The 22972-nt window shown below is 64.9% G+C and carries 26 protein-coding genes; 18 read left to right on the forward strand and 8 right to left on the reverse strand.

All coding sequences use genetic code 11. From position 1 onward, the window contains the following. Positions 1-81: 81 nt before the first annotated feature. Positions 82-720 carry a transcriptional repressor LexA gene (gene lexA, locus LAJ19_RS20525; RefSeq protein ID WP_225524431.1) on the reverse strand — a complete coding sequence of 213 codons (639 nt, stop codon included), beginning with the start codon at positions 718-720 and terminating at the stop codon, positions 82-84. Positions 721-961: 241 nt separating this feature from the next. On the opposite strand from lexA, the gene LAJ19_RS20530 reads away from it, so the two are divergent. From LAJ19_RS20530 to LAJ19_RS20545, 5 genes are all read left to right on the forward strand, one after another. After that, complete coding sequence (locus LAJ19_RS20530; RefSeq protein ID WP_225524433.1) at positions 962-1315, forward strand: hypothetical protein; 354 nt, start codon at positions 962-964, stop codon at positions 1313-1315. Next, positions 1308-2000 (forward strand): hypothetical protein, encoded by a 693-nt coding sequence (locus LAJ19_RS20535; RefSeq protein WP_225524434.1) that lies wholly within the window; start codon positions 1308-1310, stop codon positions 1998-2000. The genes LAJ19_RS20530 and LAJ19_RS20535 overlap by 8 nt, the downstream gene beginning before the upstream one ends. Before the next feature lie 193 nt (positions 2001-2193). Beyond that, complete coding sequence (locus tag LAJ19_RS20540; protein WP_225524435.1) at positions 2194-2625, forward strand: hypothetical protein; 432 nt, start codon at positions 2194-2196, stop codon at positions 2623-2625. A gap of 276 nt (positions 2626-2901) precedes the next feature. Continuing rightward, positions 2902-3036 carry a hypothetical protein gene (locus tag LAJ19_RS21800; protein ID WP_255639935.1) on the forward strand — a complete coding sequence of 45 codons (135 nt, stop codon included), beginning with the start codon at positions 2902-2904 and terminating at the stop codon, positions 3034-3036. Positions 3037-3183: 147 nt separating this feature from the next. Next, positions 3184-3423 (forward strand): hypothetical protein, encoded by a 240-nt coding sequence (locus tag LAJ19_RS20545; protein WP_225524437.1) that lies wholly within the window; start codon positions 3184-3186, stop codon positions 3421-3423. Positions 3424-3448: 25 nt separating this feature from the next. On the opposite strand, the gene LAJ19_RS20550 is transcribed toward LAJ19_RS20545, so the two are convergent. Then, entirely contained in the window at positions 3449-3790 is a 342-nt protein-coding gene (locus LAJ19_RS20550) for a hypothetical protein (RefSeq protein ID WP_225476703.1), read from the reverse strand. A gap of 428 nt (positions 3791-4218) precedes the next feature. Here LAJ19_RS20550 and LAJ19_RS20555 point away from each other — a divergent pair, with 428 nt between their 5' ends. From LAJ19_RS20555 to LAJ19_RS20580, 6 genes are all read left to right on the forward strand, one after another. After that, positions 4219-4359, forward strand: a complete 141-nt coding sequence (locus LAJ19_RS20555; RefSeq protein ID WP_225524438.1) for a hypothetical protein — start codon at positions 4219-4221, stop codon at positions 4357-4359. Positions 4360-4559: 200 nt separating this feature from the next. Further along, positions 4560-5174 (forward strand): hypothetical protein, encoded by a 615-nt coding sequence (locus LAJ19_RS20560; RefSeq protein WP_225524439.1) that lies wholly within the window; start codon positions 4560-4562, stop codon positions 5172-5174. A 16-nt stretch (positions 5175-5190) separates the two neighbouring features. After that, on the forward strand, positions 5191-5757 hold the full coding sequence (locus tag LAJ19_RS20565; protein ID WP_225524441.1) for a helix-turn-helix domain-containing protein: 567 nt from the start codon (positions 5191-5193) through the stop codon (positions 5755-5757). 39 nt (positions 5758-5796) lie between these two features. Further along, on the forward strand, positions 5797-6195 hold the full coding sequence (locus tag LAJ19_RS20570; protein WP_225524443.1) for a hypothetical protein: 399 nt from the start codon (positions 5797-5799) through the stop codon (positions 6193-6195). Between the two features lie 29 nt (positions 6196-6224). After that, the gene (locus LAJ19_RS20575; protein ID WP_225524444.1) at positions 6225-6920 is read left to right on the forward strand and encodes a hypothetical protein; all 696 of its coding nucleotides are present in this window, start codon (positions 6225-6227) and stop codon (positions 6918-6920) included. Positions 6921-6961: 41 nt separating this feature from the next. Next, positions 6962-7171 (forward strand): transposase, encoded by a 210-nt coding sequence (locus LAJ19_RS20580; protein WP_225524445.1) that lies wholly within the window; start codon positions 6962-6964, stop codon positions 7169-7171. On the opposite strand, the gene LAJ19_RS20585 is transcribed toward LAJ19_RS20580, so the two are convergent. Then, complete coding sequence (locus LAJ19_RS20585; protein WP_225524447.1) at positions 7131-7520, reverse strand: hypothetical protein; 390 nt, start codon at positions 7518-7520, stop codon at positions 7131-7133. The genes LAJ19_RS20580 and LAJ19_RS20585 overlap by 41 nt on opposite strands. Before the next feature lie 274 nt (positions 7521-7794). On the opposite strand from LAJ19_RS20585, the gene LAJ19_RS20590 reads away from it, so the two are divergent. Further along, positions 7795-8856 (forward strand): IS4 family transposase, encoded by a 1062-nt coding sequence (locus LAJ19_RS20590; protein WP_432804265.1) that lies wholly within the window; start codon positions 7795-7797, stop codon positions 8854-8856. Between the two features lie 16 nt (positions 8857-8872). Next, positions 8873-9001 (forward strand): hypothetical protein, encoded by a 129-nt coding sequence (locus tag LAJ19_RS21805; protein ID WP_255639940.1) that lies wholly within the window; start codon positions 8873-8875, stop codon positions 8999-9001. A 575-nt stretch (positions 9002-9576) separates the two neighbouring features. Here the strand turns inward: LAJ19_RS21805 and LAJ19_RS20595 are convergent. Then, positions 9577-10089 carry a hypothetical protein gene (locus tag LAJ19_RS20595; protein WP_225524448.1) on the reverse strand — a complete coding sequence of 171 codons (513 nt, stop codon included), beginning with the start codon at positions 10087-10089 and terminating at the stop codon, positions 9577-9579. Positions 10090-10706: 617 nt separating this feature from the next. Here LAJ19_RS20595 and LAJ19_RS20600 point away from each other — a divergent pair. After that, positions 10707-12317, forward strand: a complete 1611-nt coding sequence (locus LAJ19_RS20600; RefSeq protein ID WP_349774864.1) for a S8 family serine peptidase — start codon at positions 10707-10709, stop codon at positions 12315-12317. Positions 12318-12724: 407 nt separating this feature from the next. Here LAJ19_RS20600 and LAJ19_RS20610 read toward each other — a convergent pair whose 3' ends face one another. From LAJ19_RS20610 to LAJ19_RS20620, 3 genes are all read right to left on the reverse strand, one after another. Further along, positions 12725-13000, reverse strand: coding sequence for a hypothetical protein (locus tag LAJ19_RS20610; RefSeq protein ID WP_225524450.1), 276 nt, complete (start codon positions 12998-13000; stop codon positions 12725-12727). Positions 13001-13565: 565 nt separating this feature from the next. Beyond that, a complete protein-coding gene (locus tag LAJ19_RS20615) occupies positions 13566-13781 on the reverse strand; it encodes a hypothetical protein (protein ID WP_225524452.1) in 216 nt (71 codons plus the stop codon). After that, positions 13778-14002, reverse strand: coding sequence for a hypothetical protein (locus LAJ19_RS20620; RefSeq protein WP_225524453.1), 225 nt, complete (start codon positions 14000-14002; stop codon positions 13778-13780). Before LAJ19_RS20620 ends, LAJ19_RS20615 begins: the two co-directional genes overlap by 4 nt. Before the next feature lie 200 nt (positions 14003-14202). On the opposite strand from LAJ19_RS20620, the gene LAJ19_RS20625 reads away from it, so the two are divergent. Next, positions 14203-17733, forward strand: a complete 3531-nt coding sequence (locus LAJ19_RS20625) for an HD domain-containing phosphohydrolase (RefSeq protein ID WP_225524458.1) — start codon at positions 14203-14205, stop codon at positions 17731-17733. A gap of 384 nt (positions 17734-18117) precedes the next feature. Here LAJ19_RS20625 and LAJ19_RS20630 read toward each other — a convergent pair whose 3' ends face one another. Beyond that, positions 18118-18987: a transglutaminase-like domain-containing protein gene (locus tag LAJ19_RS20630; protein WP_349774865.1), complete on the reverse strand. Its 870-nt coding sequence runs from the start codon at positions 18985-18987 to the stop codon at positions 18118-18120. A gap of 371 nt (positions 18988-19358) precedes the next feature. Here LAJ19_RS20630 and LAJ19_RS20635 point away from each other — a divergent pair, with 371 nt between their 5' ends. Genes LAJ19_RS20635 through LAJ19_RS20645 form a run of 3 tightly spaced genes read left to right on the forward strand, consistent with a single transcriptional unit; the run spans position 19359 to position 22839 of the window. After that, a complete protein-coding gene (locus LAJ19_RS20635) occupies positions 19359-21017 on the forward strand; it encodes a circularly permuted type 2 ATP-grasp protein (RefSeq protein WP_225524836.1) in 1659 nt (552 codons plus the stop codon). Continuing rightward, positions 21017-21949: an alpha-E domain-containing protein gene (locus LAJ19_RS20640; protein WP_225524461.1), complete on the forward strand. Its 933-nt coding sequence runs from the start codon at positions 21017-21019 to the stop codon at positions 21947-21949. The genes LAJ19_RS20635 and LAJ19_RS20640 overlap by 1 nt, the downstream gene beginning before the upstream one ends. Before the next feature lie 26 nt (positions 21950-21975). Next, positions 21976-22839, forward strand: coding sequence for a transglutaminase family protein (locus LAJ19_RS20645; RefSeq protein ID WP_225524462.1), 864 nt, complete (start codon positions 21976-21978; stop codon positions 22837-22839). The last annotated feature ends 133 nt before the right edge of the window (positions 22840-22972 follow it).

Raw genomic sequence — 22972 nt, forward strand, 5'->3', positions numbered from 1 at the left:
GATGCTGACGCCTCACATGTTCCAGTGGCCAGGGGGTGAGGAGGACGCAGGCGGTGAGGCTCGGCGTGCGTCCAGCCATGGTCAGGCCCTCCGCGTCAGAGGGCGGGGCCCGGCGAGCCCCAGGCGGGCGACCATCCGGCCCTGGACCTGCACGTCGGTCGCCGGGTAGTTGCGTCTTGGATGATCCGGGTTCTCGCTGATCAGGATGACCTCCTCCCCGAAGAGGTAGACGCGCTTGAGCGTGGCGGCGTTCTCCCCAGGGATCAGGACGACGGCCACTTCTCCATCAAGGACTTCTGGTGTCGGTCGGACCAGCACGTAGTCGCCGTCCATCACGCCGATGCCGGTCATGCTGTCGCCGCGCACCTGCAGCAGGAAGTCGCCGTCTTTCACGCCGAGCAGCTGATCGAGGCTGGGGGTCACGTGGTCGGGGGTCTGCTCAGCGAGGATCGGCGCGCCCGCAGCGATCTGTCCGTAGATGGGGATGCCGTCCTGGATCGCGTATCTGGCCTGGTCGGTGAGGATCAGCCGGCCTCGGGCACCGGTGCGTTCGATCAGCCCGAGTTCGGTGAGGGCTTTGAGATGGAAGCTGATGGTGGCTTCGGTGAGGGCGGCGGCGCGGGCGAGTTCGGCGGCGCTGGGGGGGCCGCCGGTGGCGCGGGTGAGCCGCGCAGTGAGGCGCAGGAGGGTCAGGCGGATCTGGGTCAGGCGGGGGGGCATCAGGGGTCACTCCAGCTATCGAAGAAAGCTTAGATAGTGAGGTCTATCGTGACCGATGACAGGATTCCGCGTCAAGCGCCAGGCTCCTGAGGCGGCCTTCATGACCGACGCGCGCCGCCCCAGACGAGACCAACGTCCCTCACCACCCCTTTCACCGCCGCAGGGCCGCGGTCATGGACAGCGGTGGTCAGGGGCCCGTGGGCCGCTTGCACCGACTGCTCCTGCCCCCCGGAGGCTTCGTATGACCATCCCGACCCCCCCGCACACCCCGCCCCCGGCGGACGCCCGGTCGGCGCGCCTCACCGCCCCGCGCAAGGGCTTCGACACCGCCATCGAAGCGCTCGCGAACACGTACGCGCGGCTCGAACGCAACGGGCACCACTGCTGGACTGAGCCCAGCGGCGGCCACTGGCCGTCCCTGCTCGTCGAAGGCCGGGCCGGCCCCCACCAGATCGTGACGTTCCGGGGTTTCGGGACGGACGTCCACCTCACCATTCCCCGCGAGCGCTTTGACGCGTTCTGGGCGGAGGCCCTCGCACACCAGGAATCGTCCCCAGCCCTCGCCTACGACTGGCAGGAGGACGCCGATGCCTGAACCACGGACGCACGAGGCCCCTTCGCCCCTGGAACCCGCCATCACCATGTCCCTGCGCCCCCCGGAGCCGCCCGCCGCACCCGAAGAAGCAGGGATTCCCCCACGCCCGGACGGCCTGTACCCCATGCCCGCCACCACAGGTGAATCCGGCGACATCTGGGCAGAGATCCGCCGCGGCCATCGGCCCCTCGACCCGCACCGCGCGTACCTCAAGTACCTGGTCGCCGAGGCCCTCGGTCAGGGCCTGTTCTACACCGCCGAAGTCCGCCCGCACATCATCGGCCTGCTCGGGGACCTGCTCACCGAGGACATGCGGACCCGCAACAATGAGCGCATCCGCACCGAAGGCGGCGTCATCGGCATGGAGATCTATTACGCCCGCGACCTGCTGAGCAAGGAGCGGGAACGGCGCGAGATTCGGGCCGCGCACGAGCGGATCCAGCCGCGCGCAGGCCTCGTGCTGGGCACGCTGATCTGGACGGACGGTAAGCGCGCCACGGGCTGTGAGATCACGGCCGTGGACGGGTACGCCCTGACCCTGCGGTTCCGACGGGGCCGGTCCACGTACGACTGCCACTGTGACGCCCGGTCCATTGAAGCGGCGCAGCAGCGCACCCGTGAGCACGCCGCGGCCCGGACGCCCAAAGGCCCGGCGCTGCTGCCAGACATCGCTGGGGAGGCCTGAGCTTTACTTTCCCTGCCACGCTGACGTTTGACGTTCAGGCGGACACGGCCGACGAGGCCCTGAGTCGCCTGCGTGCCCTGACCGGTGCCCAGCGCGGCGTGTCTGTCCCCGGCGTGGCGGGCGCGACCGTGCAGTTCCAGCGCGAGTACGGCGCGGTCGACATTCTCGACGTGTACCCCACGGAGGAGCGCGCATGACGAAGACCCCCACAGACGCAGGCATGACCCCCCTCACGGACGCCATCACCGAGCTCCAGACCCAGGCCAGTGAGTACGCCGAGATGGGATGCGACTTCCCGACCCACGGCGCTGGCAATCTGTGCGAGCAGCTGGCCGATCTCTTGACACTCGCCCAGGGCCAGGCAGCCCCGGCACCCGTTGCCCGCCCGACCGTGGTGGTGCAAATCACCCACAGCGGCCGCCTGGACGTCGTATGCGCGGACGCGCCGGTGCGCGTGATCTGCGAGGATCTCAACGCCGTGGTCCCGGACGAGGCCATGTGGGCGACGACGTTCGGGGGCTCCTCCGCTGAGGACGCGCCCGTCCGCCGCGTGCAACCCGACCTCGTCCGCGCACACGAGCAGAACCTCGCTGCGGCCCTGACACCGCCGGAGGACCCGGCCTGAGCACTGTAGACCCTGACCTCTCGCCGGACGGCGCAAGTTGTCCGGGGGCCCCGCATTCATCTGGTCCCTGGCGGACCGCCGGAGGAACGCATGAGCGAAGCGCGATTTCAGTTCACTCTCAGCCTATTGATAACGGCGTAGCTTGGTATCGGTTGCCGTCAGACTTCAGGTGTCTGGGTGAGCTTGATCGCCGACGGGTCTGGGCGGGAGCAAGGCAAACCTGTGCCGTGATCAATAGATGAACTGCTTGAACTCAATCTTGAAGGCCTGAACGACATGCTCATCGCGGAGCTCCGCGAGCGTGGCGTGCGGCACTCTCCCAGCGACATTGCCTACGAGGCCGTGGGCGTCCAGGCGGACAGCGCCATTGTCATCGAGGCTCGCTTTACGCCTCTGGCTGAATCCGAGTGACGACAACCTCCAATGCGTGTTGTCGCGCTGGCCTTCTACCCTTATCGTGTCGCTGCGGCTCTCGGGTTGCGGCGCGCGGATTCGTTCCCCACCCGCGTGGGGATGGGCCGGGGGACGGTCCCCCGGCACGGTCATGGGAGGCGGCACATGCACGACGACAACGACGGCCAGCGCATCATCACTGTTCACGACCTGAGCGACCAGGAGCTCGCCGACCGCATGGGAGAAGCCGACCTTGAGGAGGCCGGGGCCCTGCGCCTGATTCTGGAGGAGGAGTACCCGGACGCGCACCTCGCCGACATCCCCGAGGCGACCTGGCTCAAGCTGCTGGACCGCGCGGTGATTGACGCCAAAGGATCGCTTGAGAACGGCAGCAACATGTCCTAGGGCGTGTAGGCCAAGGTCAACAGTCTCAGTGGAGCCTGAAGTGCTGCAATGCATCGTCGGGCCATTGACCCTCATAGATGTAGCCTTCCAGGGTCGTGATAATGCCGTCATCCACGTACAGCACAAATCCGCCCAGACTTTCTTTTGCCCCGATATATGCCACCACATGCTGACCAAGCCGCATGACGGAGGGGCATGAATGGCAAGGTTCCAAGTCGGCAGTAGGACTGAAGTTTGTATAAACGCCCACGCCAGTGGCGTGCCGTGAGACCACGGCCAGCTGACTGAGCTGAGTAGTCAGTTCTGAAAAATCAGCCGCTTCGACAGTCAGAATCTGCTGTATAACGTGCCGTTCCAGGTCATTCATGCCAACAGCATAGGGAGAGCGATGGTACATGGTTTGGCCGCTACCGCCCCAAAATGTCATGTAGGGGTACCTTGGCCGACACGCCCTAGCCCCCACTCACAGCCGGACGGCTGAGGATGGAAGCGAAGGGCAGGGGCGAACCTGGGACACAGGGCGCCCACAAGGAGGCTCTCATGACCAATACTCCGCCCATCGTCACGGGCTACCAGTACGTCACCATCAGCCACGCCAGCGGCGGCTTCGGCGAGTACGGCGAATACCGGCCCGTCACCGGGTGACGCCCTGACCCCCCATCCTCTCGCCAGGAGGCCACCATAGACCACTACGCAGAGATCTTCCTGAATGTCGAAGAAGGCCACGGCGACCTCGAGCCCGACGCCCTGGTGCACCGTGAAGAGAACCATGGTGCCGGGACCGTCCTCTGGACAGTGATCGGTGGCAGCGCCGAGCTCCATCGGCGCGACACCCCCAGCACGCCCGATTGGGAAGCGCAGGTGCGCCACGACATCGCCGAACTCTTCCCCGGCCACACCGTGACCTTCACCAAACCCGACGGCGACGACTGGTAAGACCCGCCCACAACTCCACCAACCCGCAAGACCCCGACCCCCCAGGTCGGGGGCTTCGCGTGTACCCCAGAGGCCTCCATGCCCCCCTTTGACCACCGCACGCCCGGTTCGGCGCGAGACGCCGCGAGACACCTGGAGCCCCGGGTGGATGCCCCGAGCCACCCGAACCCGTTCACTCGACCCGACAGACGAGGAAGACCATGATCCAGCCCACGACACCCCAGGTCTCCACCCCACGCCAGCTGGTCCTGCCCCCCGCGCAGCAGACCGCTTTCGAACAGTTCGGTGACGCCTGGATGCGCCTGCGCGCGCACGAGCAGGCCGCCGCTGCCGGTGACGGCGCGAGTGTTTCGCATCACACGGCCCTGCGCGCGGTGCAGGGCGCGGCCCAGGCCCTGCGGGAGGCCATCCTGAACGGCGACGGTATCACCCCGCCCTGCGAACCTCCCCCCGCGCATGACGGCGTGACGGTGACCCTCACCCTGCCACTCTCGCGGCTGCCAGGCGTCACGGCTGGCCTGGTGCACGAGGCGCTGGCCAGCGTGCTCGACGAGAGCGCCTTCACGGTGACGGGTGAGGGTGACGCGCGGTGCCCCACCGATCCGTTCGAGCTGGGCCGCCTCGCGTCACGGTTCCTGAGCGAGGAACAGGACCCCGACCTGTTCGGTGACGCCCTCGACGTGCTGGGCGCCACACTCGCCGAGCACGGCAAGCGGTTGCGCCTCCAGGGGTACGCGGCGCATCCGGAGCAGGCCCTGGCCGGCTGGGCCGCCGACGACGGCCACCTCAAGCACGGTCGCCTGAAGCCCTACTGAAGGGGCCCCGCTTCAGGTGATCAGCCGGCGCCTCATCCGGCTGGGGATGAAAACGAGACCGCGCAACACCCAAGAGCAGCGAGAAGAGGCCCGTCGTCTCCGAAAGACCGGCCTCTCGCTGCAGAAGATCGCCAAGCTCACGGGGTTGTCCACGCCTTCCGTTTCGCGCCCCTGCACAGGCATCACTCCAGAGGAGACACCTATCTCCCAGTATGTTTTCGCTGTTGGCTTTGGGGATGGACCGGTCGAGTTTGACGGCGTCATCAAGACAGACCTGATGGACCACCTGGAAGACGCCATGCGGACGTTTGGCCACCTGCCCCAGGAAGAATTCAACGCGGCCTATGACGCTCCGGCCACGATTGACCGCACCTGGGCGGGCTGGCCCTGGGTCCTGACCGTGGATCACCCGCTGTTCGGCCGTATCGGTTGCACCGACGAAGAGGATGTCGGGAGCGTTGTCGCCCTGATGCAGCACGTCCGCGACCACTTCGGCGACCGCGCCAAACTCAGGGCAGGTGCACCCTGGCCGGAGCCCTGGCCCACCAATGAGCACACGACCTCCATTTCACTGAGTCACTGAATGACGCTTCGCTCGGGCACCATGCGTGCAGGAGGAAGCATGGACCACGACGCCGAAGTTTTTCTGAACGTCCCCGAGCACCACGGCGACCTGGAAGCAGACGCCCTGGTGTACCGCGACATCGACCCTGAGAACGGCAATGCTGAATACCGGGCCTGCGATGAGCACGGCACAGCGTTGTACTCCCGCCAAGTCCCGAACACCCCCGAGTGGGCAGCGCAGGTGAAGCACGACATTGCCGAACTCTTCCCAGGACAGGCAGTCACGCTCCTGCTCCCCGACGGCACAGCCTGGTCAACCCATCACCGCACCACCCGCAGGGCCCCGGCCGCGAGCCGGGGCCTGACCGCTTGGCTGCCCCGTGACCAGAACCACATCACCAGCTGGGACACGCGGCGTTGCCCGGGCGTCAAACCCCTGTTCACCCGGCGCCCCTGACCCCCTGCGAACCCCTACACTCGACGTCGATGATGCAGCCGTTACCCCACGATCTTCAAAGGCGTTGGATGGCCTATCTGGATCTGGAACAGCGTGGCCAACGAAAGAATGCCCTCACGCAGCTGGATGCTTTTATCACGGCACTGTGCAGTGAATTCACGCCATGGCGCGCCTGGGCGAAACACCTTGCGGCACACGTTGCTGATGATCATGCGGAGATTCCCATTCGGTTTCCGCTTTTTGAGCGCGTGCTCTTTCCTGTTTTGTTTGAGGGCGTCATCCACGGCGAACCCGGTTGTGCACGCTGGCTGGGACACTTTCACCAATGGATACACGGCTCGCCCAGGCTGACACTGACGATGCCGGCACCGTTGATGACCGCAGAGGGGCTCTATAAGGAAGCGGTTCGACAGGATCCACATGATCTCCTGGCGCTGAAACAGTTGATTGAGCATCAGGCCCGCTCCCTGGGCTACACGCTTCACGAACTCCCTGTGGGTGTGCTGTACGGCCAAAATGGCGCCTCAGCGCAACAGTGCAGCGACTTACTGCGTTTGCTGGAGGAATTCGAGCAGAACGTCATGCGCTGTGGGCAGCTGGAGACGTACATTGGCCTGGTGGAGAACTGTGCTTTCCATTTCACGGCGTATCGCGATTACCTCAACGCGAACGCTGCTGGAATGACCTATGCAGCCTTTCTGCGGGAGATCGCAAGCGCCCCCTGAATGCTGAGCTTGATGCATTCGGGTGGGGCTCAGGTTGGTTTATGGATCAACACTGGGATCTCGTTGCCCCCGTCTCCTCCTACCTACCGCGCCGCACCGATGGGAAAGGTCGTCCCCGGACGTCAAGTCGACCGATCCTCAACGCCATCTTTTGGATCCTTCGGACTGGTGCGCCCTGGAAAGATTTGCCTACACCCGACCCACCGCGTTCTACATGCTGTGACGGTGCACGTGCAGCCCCACCGGCGTGAACGCCGTGCCGAGCACTTCCCCAGTTCGGGCGTCCAGCCGGTAGGCCGCCCCGTCCAGGGTCACACTCCAGACCCGCTGCCCCCGGCGCACGACCTTCGCGGCCTTCACCCTCGCAATCACGCCCTCGAACACCAGCACGGCCGCCTCGCGCTCCGTGACCGCCCTCATCAGCGGAACCGCCAGCCTGGCCTGACGCGCCGCACGTTCCACCTGCGTGAGGACCGACAGGTGGAGGCACACGTCCCGACTGGTGATCGTCCGCACGAGCGTCAGCGAGCCCTGAACCCACTCCCGCAAGGCCGGGCGCGGTTCGTCTTGCAGGGCGCGAAGGCGCTCCTCCAAGACCACGACCGAGAGGACATCATGCCCACTGAACAAAGACAGGGACCGAAGGTCCTCAAGACGAGCAGGCGCGACCCCCAGACGGGCCTGCTCGGCCAGCTCCCGCTTCTGACGCAGCGCGGCCGCAGCCTCCTTGATGGAGGGACCCGCCTGGACGGGTGGCGGCCTCAGCACCTGACACTTTGCGAGAAATGGCGTCCTGAACGCAGTGCGTCCTGAAAAAGGGCGGTATCTGGGTCTGTGACGATCCCCGAGTGCTGCCCGCTTCCATGCTGACACGTTGGCCACCGACCTGCACACTCGCTGGCCACACCGCCGTACGGACGCGTTCCGTCGTCTTGCCGAAGTGCTCCTGGCCGTGCTCCAGGCCGAGTCCACACTCCACCGCAAGATCGCGCTTCATCTCCCCAGATCAGCTACGTTGGAATCAAAAACCCGGACGGTGGCCCGCGTGTTTCACGACGCTCAGCTCACGCCGCAGGACGTCTGCGACGTCCTGCTTCCCTTGCTGCCCAATGGCAAGCTCACCCTGATCATGGACCGCACCACCTGGCACGACGGCCAGACGCCGCTGAACATCCTCGTCTTGGGCGTTCTGCTTGGGGGCGCGGTGATTCCCCTCGTCTGGTCGATCCTGCCGCATCAAGGCAACAGTTGCACTGCTGCCCGAATCCTGCTGGTTGCCCGCCTGCAGGGAGTACTTCCGGCTCAACGCTGGGCCGTCGTGATCGCAGACCGGGCGTTCGTGGGGCGCGAGTGGTGCTCGTTCCTGCGCTGGAAACGAATCCGGCAGTGTCTCCGCATCCGGGAGAACACCAGGACCTCCGATGAACTGGTTCGAGACCTGTTCACGACGCTGCAACCGGGACAGGTGCGGACCCTGTTCGAGCGGACGTGGGTGTATGGGGGCTGGATGCACGTGGTCATCACCCTGTCCCCCGCGGGGGACAGGGTGATCGTGGCATCCGATGTGACCGTGCTGGACGTACTGAACACCTATCGGCTCCGCTGGGGCATTGAAGCCACGTTCAGCTCGTTGAAATCTCGCGGCTTGAATCTGGAGTCCACACACATGACGTCCCCAGAGCGAATTTCTCGATTGTTCGGATTGCTCTGCATTGCCCTGGCTTGGATGACCCGGGTCGGCGCGCAGCAGACAGAAACTCACGCCCCTCGGCGAGACAACCGCGGGCGAGCAGTCGTGAGTCAGGCATGGATCGGGTGGCAGATCCTGAGTCAAGCGGCACGGTGGGGCGGCGACGTGTTCTGGGAATGCCTGCGGCTTCTCGGGTTGCCATTTCCGACCGCCAGCACCTCAGTGTCCCGAAGTGTCAGGTGCTGAGGCACAGGACATTTACATGCTGGATGACTCTCTCGATCTTGCTGTCGATGGCGTCTACGGCACCGTGGATGATATCTCTTCGGAAACGATCGACATTCTAGAAACTTATGGTGCTGCTCTCGCCGATGGCGCCGATTTCATCTGACTCAGAGGACAGGGCGACTCAGCATGGCTACGCACGCCTTGCGCAAAATTGACAACGTCCTGGTAGTCCGCTGTCCAGTTCACTTTGTATCGAACGAGGCCGGCGCACGCTCAGCACCTGACACTTTGCGGGGAATGGCGTTCTGGACGCAGTGCGGCATGACAAAGGGTGGTATCTGGGTCTGTGACGCTCCCCGATACTACCCGACTGCATGCTGACACACTGGCCAGTCACCTGAAATCCCACCTGCCTCATCGCCGCCTCGATGCCCTACGGCGGCTCGCGGACGTGCTCCTGGCACTGCTCCAGGCGGAGTGTCAGATGCTGAGCTATGGCTGAATAGGTCTCATGACCAGAATCCCCGTGGCTATAAGCGCGTAGACTATTGCAACAGGCGGAGTGAAGCCAAAATTGCTGAGCGTGAGGGCGGCAACGATGGACAAAAGAACCAACAGGATTAGCTTCAGTTTGATCATTTATTGATAACGCGCTTGGTTTGCATTGCTGGTGCCATAGCAGACATCTTTCAGGTTGAAGGCAGAAGGTCAAAGCAGTATGGCCTTGCCTTGGTCTCTCTAAAAGCGCAGTACGCGGTCCGTGACAAATATGTTGCCTTCAGCGTCCGGAACGCCGTCATTGGCGTTGTGCTCACGCACCATGCCGTCAATCAGGCACACGTCCGTGTTCCTCGCGTCTCTGGAGCAGGTGACAGTGTGGGTCTTGCCATCCAGGCTCGTCATGGTGCCGCTTGCTACCCGGGATGCCAGGAAGATGTTCGCCCGCGCGAACCGGTCTGCGGCAGCAGAGCCGACAAAACCATTCATGTTCAGTCCCTGCCTACGCATCTCAAGTTCGATGGCGGCCGTCCTGTCCTCGTCACCGAGGGTCACCAGGATGACGGTCACCTCACCGCTGACGCTCTGAAGGGTAGGCAGCAGCGCCTTGCAATACACGTCAGTGGTACTGCGAGCGCAGGCCGCGATGTACTTGCGGGCGTTCTCCCGACCCAAGAAGTCAGCGCCCAGAACATCGACCGGACCACAGGCGGAGCACAGCAACAGCAGGGAGGCGGCCCAGACGGGATGCATACACTCAGTCTTCTGGATTAAGCACATAGGATCAAGCCGGAATACCGCATCACGCTGGAGATGGGAGGTCAGTACCAGACACTATGCGGCACTCGACAATGCAAAACCGAAACGCGATCAATAGGTGCATCTCCTCAACTACAGTTGTTGCGCCGCCACTCGTTGATTCTTCGCACCATATCCTGAACTTTCTTGTTTGCGGTCTCCACCGGGGCCCCGCATTCCTCTGGTCCCTGGCGGACCGCCGAAGGAACGCATGATCGAAGCGCGATTTCAGTTCACTCCCGAGGGATGGACGACAGCGCCGGAAAGGATTCAATTTCATTGATTTCACATTGATGCACACCAGATTCTCATCTCGTCGGATAAGCTCAAGGTACATCACGACAACGCAGCTGTTTACCCGGTCATGACCTGCTCGGTCCGGATCGCCCCTGCGTCTGCCGTGATGACTTACAACCCAGCATCGGAGGTCCACCATGAATCCGTCCCGCATCCTCCCGATCATCACCCTGACCGCCCTGCTCGCCGCGTGCAGCTAGCCCAGCACGCCCGGGTCGGGGCAGGCCCCCCTGCTGGGCACCGACAACGCCGGCGCCATCCCCGGGCAGTACATCGTGGTTCTGAAACAGGGCGAGCGCCTGAGCAGCCAGTCGGTCGTTTCGCAGCTCAACCTCGACCCCGCGGGCGTGCGCGTGCAGCACGTGTACACGCAGGTCCTGCAGGGCTTTGCGGCGACCCTCAGTCCCGCCAACCTGCAGAAACTCCGCGCCGATCCCCGAGTGAAGTACGTCGAGCAGGACGGTATCGCCACGGCCAACACCGTGCAGACCAGCCCGCCCTGGGGCCTGGACCGCCTCGACCAGCGCTACCGTCCTCTGAACGGCCAGTACGTGTATGGCGACACCGCTCCCGGGGTCACCGCGTACATCATCGACACGGGCATCCGCACCACTCACACCGACTTCGGCGGTCGGGCCAGCTGGGGCACGAACACCACCGGAGATGGCAACAACACCGACTGCAACGGCCACGGTACCCACGTCGCCGGAACCACGGGCGGCACTTGGGCCGGGGTGGCCAAGAGCGTGCGTCTGGTGGCCGTAAAGGTCCTGAGCTGCGATGGCAGCGGCACCTGGTCGGGCGTGATCGCCGGCATCAACTGGGCTGCCAGCAACCGCAGCGGTCCCGCCGTGGCCAACATGAGCCTGGGTGGCGGCGCCAATCAGGCCATTGACGACGCTGTTACCGGTGCTGCCAACAGCGGCCTGACCATGGTGGTCGCTGCGGGCAACAGCAACGCCAATGCCTGCAACTACAGCCCGGCCCGCACCCCCGCTGCCATCACGGTCGGGGCGACCACCTCCAGTGACAGCCGCGACACCACCTACAGCAATTACGGCAGTTGCCTGGATCTCTTCGCGCCCGGCACGAGTATTGCCAGTGACTGGAACAGCAGTGACGGCGCCACGAATACCATCAGCGGCACCAGCATGGCCTCCCCACACGTGGCGGGCGCCGCCGCGCTGATCCTCTCTGCGAACCCCACATTCACGCCCGCGCAGGTAGCGAGTACGCTGATCTCCAACGCCACCACTGGCGTCGTTTCAAACGTCGGCACCGGCAGCCCCAACCGCCTGCTGTTCGTCCCACAGCCCGTGCAGAACAGCGCGCCCAGCGCCAGCTTCACCCAGACGGTCAGTGGCCTGACTGCCACCCTGACGAGCACCAGCACCGACCCGGACAACAACATCACCGCTTACAGCTGGAACTTCGGGGACGGCACTACAGCCTCGGGCAGCAGCGTCAGCAAGACCTACAGCGCCGCCGGGTCGTACACCGTCACGCTGACCGTCACCGACGCGGGCGGCCTGAGCAGCACCACCTCGCAGACCGTGACCGTCAGCAGCGGCGGGAACGCCCTGCCGGTGGCGAGTTTCACCAAGACCGTCACGCGTTCCACCGGCCGCGTCGTCGCGAACAGCACCAGTTACGATCCGGATGGCAGCATCGTCTCGTACCTGTGGGACATGGGAGACGGCATGACGTACGACACCCCCAGCGTCGAGCACTACTACGACCTGGACGGCTCGTACGAGATCCGCTTGACCGTCACGGACAACAGCGGCGCGACCGCCACCACCAGCCAGACCGTGAGCGTGCTGCCCAACGGCGGCTGCCTGCGCGCGGCGGGCGGCGACGCCCCGGACCTGATCGCCTGCCCCTGATCCTGACCTGATAGAGGGACGCTGCACACCGCTGCGCGCGTCCCTCCGCACCGTCCAGCGCCGGAGTTGCCGCCGGCCATAACAGCGCCCTTTCCAGGCCACTGTTGGCCGCCTTGGTGAGATGTCCTTGAACGATTTGGGAAATGGACAACCGTTGCCAGTAGCTTCCGTCGCTGGACGGCACAAGGGATTTGGCAGATCATCGGCGGCCACCCACAGGACGGGCGTGGCGAGGACGGTTCTGGAGCCGCTGGACGAAGCGAGAGGACTTGTGGGCACCCTGGTTCTGCTACGCAAACGGCACCAGAAGCAGGCGAATCGTCCACCGCCTCACCCGGCGCTGGACGCCGCGCAGGAATGGCCCGAGCCGTGAGCTGAACCGGTCAACCTCGCCTGGCCGGCGCGCTTCAGAACGGCGCGGGGCGGTCTTCCGGACACGGCTGGATGAATTCCACATCCAGCCAGTACTCCGCGTCATCCACACGTTCCTCTGCCTGCATCAGCTCGTCGCGCCAGGCGTCCCAGGTCGCGTCGCGCAGGTCCGCGTGGCAGCCCAACAGGTCCGCCAGGGCGACGCGTACGTCGAGTCCTGGCGCGTCAACGTCCCCATCACCCCGATCGGCGCGGTACGCGCTGTCCAGAAGGTCCGCCAGTTCCGCTGGGGTGAGATCGCGCAGCTCCATCCCCGCGCCGGGCTCACGAGGCCCTGAGCGTTCCTTTCAACGCGAGGGGGCATCGCCTGAGTCCGGCAGGTGGCGTGATCCGCGCCTGGCGCCGCCACTCCTGTCAGGTGCCCTCGACGCTTGGTCGGTTACCGTTACAAGCGCGCGCTTCCGCACGTTCCACGAAGTAGGTGGAGCAGGAGCCGTTCGATCCGAATGCCAAATGACGGATCTGACTACCAGTCAAAACTCGTGAGGTAACGGAAAAGTCGGCTCGTATAGCGTGTTTTCTGCGATGAAAAAACGACCGAGCCGACACCCACACGATACCTTGCAGACCGCCCTGCGGTCAGCATGGTTCATTCTGAGCAGCGCAGGTGGACTTTTCACTGAATTCACTCCGGCAGAGGTTCGGGAAACATTTTCAAAGGCTTTTTCTGAAGAAGGCTGCTGCGGACAATGCTATCCTGCCGCTCACCCTGACCACAACCGGTCCTGTTCCCGAACGCGCTCATCATGGAGGCGCTGCTGCCAGCCCTGAGGTTGGGTGCACTTCTCGGCGCCCGCCTGCGCCTACTACGGCCCTTCAGCTCTCGGTCTGAGCCTGGGTTTTCACCTTCTGCCCAGACGGCACAAGACGCCACAGGGCCCGTTTTCCGAACAACTCGCGGTAACGCGTCGTTACTGCCTGTTCCACCACAGCGGTCGCGCCGCTGCCGGTCACCTGACAGAGGTGAGCAATTTGAGTCTCGGTGCTGTCTGAGAACTTAAAGGTGCGCTGACGTTTGGCACGCAGGGTCACTTCAGGCCTGAGTTCATATCCTGACTGTACAGCGCAAAGAGGTGAGCAAAGCGTTGAATGTTTGCCTTTGACTTGGCCGATTGATCACCCAAGAAGACCGCGAAACTCTTATTTGCCCCGTGACCGGCAGCATGCCACCGCGGAAAACCATCTAAAGAAGCCACAGATAAATTTAAATCAGCAGGTAAAAAATGATTTAACGTCGGTCCATCGAATGACATGCGGGCCTCTCGATGGGCAATCAATGAAGTACTGCGGCAGTACTGAGGATGTATGGTGGCATTACGTCAGTCCTGAGCCCCAATTGATTTTCCTCACCCAGGACGTCGCGCACGAAGTCGCGGAGATTGAATAGACACCAGGGCCATCTCAATCTTTGCATCCAGGGCCATGTCTGACCCTGCGCCTTGAGGAGCACCCTATGGATTCCCCTGAGCTCGACCGGCAGCATGCCCTGTCCCGGTACTCACTCTCTGACGCCGCCGACCGTGAGGCTCTCGAACGCATTACCCGGCTAACCACGGAGAGTCTCGGGATTCCCAGCGCGCAGATCAACGTGATCAGTGAGCACCACCAGCACACCTGGGCGCACACCCGGTGGCCAGGCGATGACCTGCCGCGCGAACTCTCCTTCTGCTCGCACACCATCCTGCTGCCCGAACAGGACATCCTGGAAATCCCCGACACCTGGGCGGACGCGCGCTTCGCCCAGCATCCCCTCGTCACTGAACCTCCGCACCTGCGCTACTACGCTGGCGCGCCGCTGCGTACCCCCGACGGGTACGCGATTGGCAGCCTCTGCCTGCTTGACTCCGAGCAGCACGACCCCCTGAGCGAGCATCAGCAGGTCATGCTTGCTCAGTTCGCAGACCTGGTGATGGGTGAACTCGAACGCCAGCGAGGCGTGCGTGAACTGCGTGAGGCCTTCGAGATCCAGCACGCTCAGGAAGTGCGCCTGCACGCCCTGATGGACCACGCCTCGGACCTGATCATGATCAAGGATACGCAACACCGCTTCGTGGACATCAACCGGGCTGCCGAAGCGGCCCTCGGGAAAGCCCGGGACGACCTGATCGGACAAGACGACCGGAGATTCTTTGACGAGGAGCTGTACGCGTCCGTCCGTGCGTCCGACGAGCTGGTGATGCGCACCCGCCAGCACATGCTTCACGAACGCCGCGCGGTGATCCAGGGACGGGAGCGGGTGTACGAATCCTCCAGGTTCCCGCTGATCCTGCCGGATGGAGCGGTCAACGGGGTCATCGTGATCGCGCGGGATGTTACCGAGCGACATGAACTTGAGCAGGCCCTGCGGGACGCCAATACGCACCTGGAGCAGCGTGTGCAGGAACGCACCCGTGCGCTGGAGACCCTGGCGTACCGCGATCCCCTGACGAGCCTGAGCAACCGCCGCGCCTTTGACCTGGCGTTCGATACTGGGTTGGTGTGGGCGGACGAGGCACGCCAGCCGGTTCACCTGCTGCTCTTCGACCTGGATGAACTCAAGGACATGAACGCGCAGTTCGGCTTCGCCCGGGGGGATGAACTGCTGAACGTTTTTGCCTCCTCCCTCAGTCAGGTCTTTCATGACGGCCAGGTGTTCCGCCTCGGCGGGGACGAATTCACGGTGCTGATTCAGGGTGAACCCAGAGCGCCCCTCGCTGAACTGACGGCGCAGGCGGTGCAGCTCACCCGCGCAGCCGGGTTCCAGCTGATGACTGCGTCGGTGGGGACCGCCACGTACCCTACCGACGCGCAGGCCACCGGTGGCCTGCTGCGGCTCGCCGACCAGCGCATGCTGCGCGACAAAACAGCCCGGCGCTCCGCGCGGAACCTGGGCGTGACCCCTGCGGAAGCGGCCAGGGCCGTGGAACATCCCGGCGCCGCGGTGCAGGCAGTTCGCTCAACTTTGAAGTTCCTCACGCAGCAGCAAGGCCTGACCTCAGCCGCCTGGAATGGCCTGCTGGAAGCGGCGGTCGCGAGTGTCCCCGGCGCGGAAGCCGGTTCGCTGACCCTGCGCGAGGGCGACACGTTCCGCTATCAGGCCCAGGTGGGACACTCCGACGCCCTGCTGGGCGTCGAGCAGACGGTCGTGCAGGCGCAGGCATGGCACAGCGGGCCCGAATGGGCCCAGGGGCGCGCGCGCATCCTGCGCGGCCAGGACACCCTGCTGGCGCATTCCCGCCGGGTGGTCCCCCACCCGGAAAGCCGGGCCATCTACGAGCAGCAGGCGGCACTGCTCGAGCTGCGGGCGAACCTCAGCGTCCCAGTGGAACTCAGCGGTGAAGTCGTCGCGGAAATCCACCTGGATAACCTGCACCGCGAAGACGCGTTCGATCATCACTCGGTGATGCTGGCTGAGGAGTTCGCGTCCCTCGCGGCCGCGCTGATCTCGGATGGTCGCCGGCGGGCCCATGAAGCGGCGCGGCAGCGGGAACTGGAGGTGCTGGTGAGGCTCAGCCAGGACCTGCGGGTCGCCCACACCCTCGAGGACGTGGAAAGCGCCCTGTGCCTGGAAGCGGTGAAACTGCTCGGCACCGACCACGTGGTGTACCTGCGCTTCGATGCTGAAGAAGACGCCCTGCACCTCACGGCCCGCGGCTGGCCGTACGAGGTCACCCCGCACACCGCCCCCCGTGGAGACGGAGAACTGTGGCTGGCCCTCCTCACACGCAGTTCTCTTCAGCTCGAAGGGAACGTGGACAACGCCGCGCTCTTTCGCCTGAAGCAGGCCACCCTGCTGGTCACGCCCCTGCACGCGGGTGAACGCCAGATGGGGGTGCTTGTCGCTGCGCGGCCCATCGGCGTGACCTTTGCAGATTCAGAAATGCAGTTGATGAATGCCGTGGCGTCCTCCGGCGTGACGGCCATCCAGCGTGTCTGGGCGGAGCAGGGGAATGCCGAGCGGGTGAGGGAGCTGCAAGTGCTGGTCGACGTCGCGCGCCATAAGGGACCGCTGGACCAGGAGGACGTGGTGACCAGACGCTGCCTGATGGACGGCCGGGAGTTCCTGAATGCGGATTACGCGGCTTACCTTCACCTGGAAAGTGGGACCTTGATCGAAGACCGGACAGCCCCCGCCACGTTCCACGCCGCGTTGAAGCGTCTGCTCCCCAGCTTGGAGCAACTCAGTCAGGACCTCGGCCTGGAGTCAGGCAGTCTGGCCGTGGCGAACTACCCTCATGCGCCTGGGGCCCTGCCGTCCCTGGTGGCGGCCGGCGTGCAGGCAGTGGTGAGCGCGCCGGTCCTGGAGCGGGGCCGGGCCGTGGGGCTGGTGGGTTTCGTGTGGTTCAAACCACGCCGGGCCCTGCCAAGCGGCGCGCAGTCCCTCACCGGCCGGGTGGCGGAACTGATTGGCCGCGCGGTGGAACGCAACGCGTTTATTGATGACCTGAAAAGTACGCATGAGGGCGCACTGCTGGCCCTGGGTCTCTCGCTTGAGTTGCGCGACTTCGAGACGCACGGCCACACCGAGCGCGTGGTGCGGCTGGCCTCGGAAGTTGCGAGCAAGCTGGGGATGAATCACAGCGAGTGTGATGCCCTGCGTCAGGGCGCGTACCTGCATGATGTGGGCAAACTGGCCATCCCGGACGCGGTGCTGCTCAAACCCGGGAAGCTGGACGCGGCAGAGTGGGCGTTGATGCAGACGCACTCGGCGGTCGGCGCGGACATGATTGCGCGGATTCCCACCATTCCCACCACCGCCAGGCACGTCATCCGGCATCACCATGAACGCTGGGACGGCACGGGGTACCCGGACCGGCTCGCGGGTGAAGAGATTCCCCTGGCAGCGCGGCTGTTCAGCCTGGTGGACGTGTACGACGCCCTGACCAGTGCACGGCCTTACAAGAAAGCATGGGCTCCAGAGGAAGCAGCGGCAGAACTGCGCGCTCAGGCCGGCCGGCAGTTTGACCCGGCCCTCGTGGAGGTGTTCCTATCGGTGACTCCATAGCGTGGGACGGTTCAATCAACCAGCTCATGTCCGCCTTCCGGGAGTGAAAGCTCCTTCCACACCCCTGGAATGTCTGTCCAGGGCCACCTGCGCTTCCGCGCCAGTGCTTCTATGGCCGCCGTCCACGGAGGGGCCTGGACTCCACTCCCTGAGGATCAGCTGCCCATCAAGGAACGCAACGATACCGCTGGAACAACACCGCCGAATGCAGTGTTCAGCCACAGCCCAACTTCAAAGCCGAGTCCACCATCGTCATTCCCTGACCAGTCCGTCTCTGAGGCACTCTCCCCAATGTTTTGGCGTTGATTGCTGACACGACCCTCAGGTTGCCGGATGGCCCCTATGCACAAGAGAAATGGACGGGAGGACGGCGGCGCCTTTTTATCACCCCAGAGGCGGGTCTGCTGGTGCGGGCCGGTCCAGCGGCGGCGCCCAGGTTTCGGGCAACCGGGTGTCCGGGTCCACCTGGTCAGCCCAGACCTTCATCTGGCTGAGGCGCGCCGCGCCGAAACTGGTGGTGAACGCCACGTCGGCAGCGTCCCGCCCGGTCGCGATCACCACCCGCCCGACCCGGGGGAGATTGTGCCGGGCGTCGAATGTCCGCCAGGCCCCGTCGATCCACGCTTCGAACCAGGCGTGAAAGTCCATGGGGCTGGGGGTGGTTGGCACGCCGATTTCACCGAGGTAGCCGCACACGTACCGGGCGGGAATATTGAGGGCCCGGCAGAACGCCACGCCCATGTGCGCGAAGTCACGGCAAACCGCCTGTCCGCTGACATAGGCCTGCTGCGCCGTGGTGCTGGACGTGCTGCCTCCGCCGTAGGTGCAGGTGCTGTGCAGATGGTCGCTGATGGCCTGCACCTGTGCCCAGCCGCCCCAGATGTGCCCGAAGCGTTCCCAGGCTTCGTTGGAGATGAGGTCGGAATCCACGTACCGGCTGGGAAGGAGAAACTGCAGCACCTCGTCGGGGAGGTCCTCCACGGGGGTTTTGGGCAGGTGCGGCCACTGCGGATCACTGGAGGCGGGGACTTCCACCAGCAGGTCCTGGCCCACTTCCAGGGTCTGCCCCACACCCAGCACCCGCCAGACGATGTTTCCGAAGGCGTCGGTGTAACGGCTCCAGCGGTCGACCCCGCGGGCCTGGTCGAGCAGCTCCCGGGTCTGCACGATGCGTTGCCCGGGCCGGGGTGCGGGTTCCACCACCAGGAGCAGCGGCGTGGTGAACGGCAGTTCAAAGGTCAGGTGAAAGCCCACGCGGACGAGAATGGGCTTAGTGGCTGCAGAGGACATGGCATATTTTTTCAGACGCTGGCCTGTTCGTCTGTAGGGCGGATCATTTATCTCGTCGGGCCATGCGGCGCAGGAAGGCCCGCCAGGAGGGCACCCAGGCCGGCGGCTTGGGGTACGCGCGAACCTGCACAATCACAGGGGCAGGACCGCTCTGTCTTATAAAAATGCATGATGTTGCATCAGAATGTGCAATGGCTCTGCAGCCGAGCCTTAATCTCCATCCGCCTCCGGGCAGAAATCGCACGTGCCATCACGGGCCTGACCTGTTCTCTGTTCTGTATAAAAAACCGCAGGAGCCGGGTGGGGTATCCTGAGCGGCACTCGGGGGTAGCATGATGGAGCAGTACGACCAGGGGACAACGTTTTTCGACGAGATGTTTGCCCCGCACGGCCAGATCCGGCCTCATTACCAGGGGGTGCAGGCCTACTTCCGCCGCCTCGGCACCCCGGAGTTCCAGCGCCGCCAGCGCCTGATGGATCTGGCGTTCCGGAACCAGGGCATCACGTTCACGGTGTACGGGGACAGCGCCGGGGTGGAACGGACGTTTCCGTTCGATCCGGTCCCGAGAATCATTCCCGCCTCCGAGTGGGCGGCCCTGGAAGCCGGACTGACCCAGCGGGTCCTGGCCCTGAATGCGTTTCTGCGCGACGTCTACAGCGACGCCCAGATTCTCAAGGACGGCGTGATTCCCAGTGAGCTGGTGTATACGTCCAGCAATTTCCGCCGCGAGGTGCACGGCCTGAAGGTGCCGCTGGGCATCTACACGCACATTGTCGGCAGCGACCTGATCCGTGACGAGAACGGGCGCTATCTGGTGCTGGAGGACAATCTGCGCTCCCCCAGCGGGGTCAGCTACCTGCTCGCCAACCGCCAGGCCATGACCCGGATCTTTCCCGGCATGTTCGAGCGCCAGGGCGTGCGCACGGTCGACCACTACACCACCGAACTGCTGCGCGTCCTGAGGTCCCTCAGCCCCCGCGCCCCGGAAGCGACCGTGGTGGTCCTGACCCCGGGGATGTACAACAGTGCCTACTTCGAGCACGCCTACCTCGCGCAGCAGATGGGCGTGGAACTGGTCGAGGGCCGCGACCTGTTTGTCGATGGCGGGCGGGTCTGGATGCGCACCACCTCTGGCCGCACCCAGGTGGACGTGATCTACCGCCGGATCGATGACGACTATCTCGACCCGCTGACGTTCCGGCGGGACTCGGCGCTGGGGGTGTCCGGGCTGGTGGAGGTCTACCGCCAGGGCCGCGTGGCCATTGCCAACGCCATCGGCGCCGGGGTGGCAGACGACAAGGCCGTCTACGCCTATGTGCCCGCCATGATCGAGTACTACCTCAATGAAAAGCCGCTGCTGGACAATGTGCCCACCTACCTGGGCTGGAACGCCGACCACCTGGCCCACATGCTGGAGAACGCCGCCGAGCTGGTGATCAAGGCCGTCGGGGAGGCAGGCGGCTACGGCATGCTGATCGGCCCAGCCGCCACCCGGAGCGAGATCGACGAGTTCCTCAGAAGCGTCCGTGACAACCCGCGCAACTACATCGCCCAGCCCGTTGTCGGACTGTCGCGGCACCCGACGTTCTACCCCGACACGGGCGCTTTCGAACCGGCGCATGTTGATCTGCGGCCCTACATTCTTGTGGGCAACGACGTGACCATCGTGCCGGGGGGCCTCACGCGCGTGGCCCTGCGGCGCGGTTCCCTGGTGGTCAATTCCTCCCAGGGGGGCGGCAGCAAGGATACCTGGGTGCTGACCCATGACGGCCCCGCCCTCACGCGCAGGCAGCAGCAGTTTCAGGGCGCCACCGAGTTGCAGGAATCGCTGCCCACCAGCGGTGTGACGCAGGGTCAGCCGGTCCATGACGCGGCGGCGGCCCCGTCCGCCGGGGGACAGCACCAGTGGCAGGGCGCGCAGGAGCCTGAGCCCGGCGAACCTGACTTTTCAAGCGGGCCCCCCGGCGTGCCGGGGCCGCAGGAGGAACGCTGATGCTCTCGCGCCTTGCCGAATCGCTGTACTGGATTGGCCGGTACATGGAGCGCGCCGAGAACACCGCGCGCCTGCTGACCGTGAACTACTACGCGACGCTCGAAACCGGCGGTCAGGTCAGTGAGGAGTGGCGCCCGCTGCTGGATATTTCCGGCGGCAAGGACACCTTCGCTCAACGGTACGGCCGGGTGGACGCCACCACCGTGCCCACCTGGCTGGCGTTTGACCGCACGAACCCCTCCAGTGTGTCGTCCAGTCTGGCGCGCGCGCGCGAAAACGCCCGCGGGCTGCGGGACCGCATTCCATCGGAGATGTGGGAATGCCTGAACCGCGCCTACCACGACCTGTGCTTTCAGGACGAGGAGGTGCTGGCCCGTGACGGGCTGTTCGAGTTCTGTAGCGCGGCGCGCGATACCAGCCAGTTCTTCTTCGGAATCGCTTTTGCCACCCTGCCCCGTGACGAGGGGTGGCTGTTCATGCGCGCCGGACAGATGCTGGAACGGGGCGACAACGTCCTGAGGCTGCTGCAGGTCCGTTACCGTCACCGCGCCGTCGACCCGGCCCTGATGGCCGTCAACAACCACCGCTGGATGGCCGTGCTGAAGACCGCTTCCGCCTATGAGGCCTACCGGAAATGCAACCACGCCAGTGTCACCCCCCGGACCATCGCGGAATTCCTCCTGCTGAACGCGGCGTTTCCCCGCAGTGTGCGCTACAGCAGTGAAAACCTGTACGACGCGCTGGCCGGCATCGACCGGATCCACCCGGGCGCTCACCCTGAGCTGCTGCGGGAAGCCCGGTGGCTGCTCGCCCGGCTGGAGCACGCCACCGTCGATGAACTGATGGACCGGGACCAGCAGGACCTGGGCACCCTGCTGAACGACTTCAACCAGATCGGGTCCAAGATTTCCGCCTCATACTTCACGGTCTGAACTGACCACGACACTTCTGGAGGGCCATGCGCGCCGACATTCGCCACGTGACCGAGTACCGTTATGCGGAGCCCGCCTGGGACTCGTTCAACGAGGTGCGCCTTTCGCCCGAGATCAGTGCCCGGCAGGACCTCCGGAGCTTTCACCTGGTGGTGCAGCCGGAGGCCAGCACGGTCAGCACCCACCGCGACTACTTCGGCTCTCTGATTCATCACGTGCACGTGCACGAGCCGCACCAGGTGCTGCGCATCGAGGCGCAGGCGCTGGTGGTGACCCGGCCCCTGGCGCCCCTGCCGGCGGTGGCGTTCTCCGCTCTGGATGAACTGCGCAGCGAGGTGACTGAGTTTCTGGTGGCCAGCCCGCGCGTGCCTTCAGGCCGCTGGCCGGAGACCTTCGGCGTTCAGGGCCCCAGTCCCCATGAGGACCTCAGCGCTTTCCTGATCCGCCTGACCGCGCAGCTGAACCAGCAGTTCACCTACCACCCGGGGGCCACCAGCGTCAGCACCACCCTGGCCCAGTTCGCCCAGGATCCCCGCGGCGTGTGCCAGGACTACACGCACGCCATGCTGGGCATCTGCCGCACGCTGGGCATTCCGGCGCGGTACGTCAGCGGGTACCTCTATTCCGGAGGGGAGATGGTCGGCGCCGACGCGACACACGCCTGGGTCGAAGCGCTGATTCCCGGTCAGGGCTGGGTGGGCTTTGATCCCACCAACAACGTCCTGGCCGGCGAAAAGCACATCAAGATCGGGCATGGCCGCGACTACCCGGACGTCTCTCCCGTGCGCGGCACGTACTACGGCGGCGGCGCCGCCGAACTCAACGTGGAAGTGCGGGTGTACGGAGAGCCGCCCGCGCGCAGCGGACCGCCCAGGCCCGGAACCCGTTGAACCGCATCCACCGCACGGCAGGCCCCAGAGGTGCCTGAGCTGCGCGCCTGTCACGCAGCTCAGGCCGGCACGCGAAGCGCGCTTCACTACCCGCCCATGAGGTTGGACTTCGCCTTTAATCCTGGCACGGCAG

The organism is Deinococcus taeanensis, from assembly GCF_020229735.1.
Taxonomy (GTDB): Bacteria; Deinococcota; Deinococci; order Deinococcales; family Deinococcaceae; genus Deinococcus; species Deinococcus taeanensis.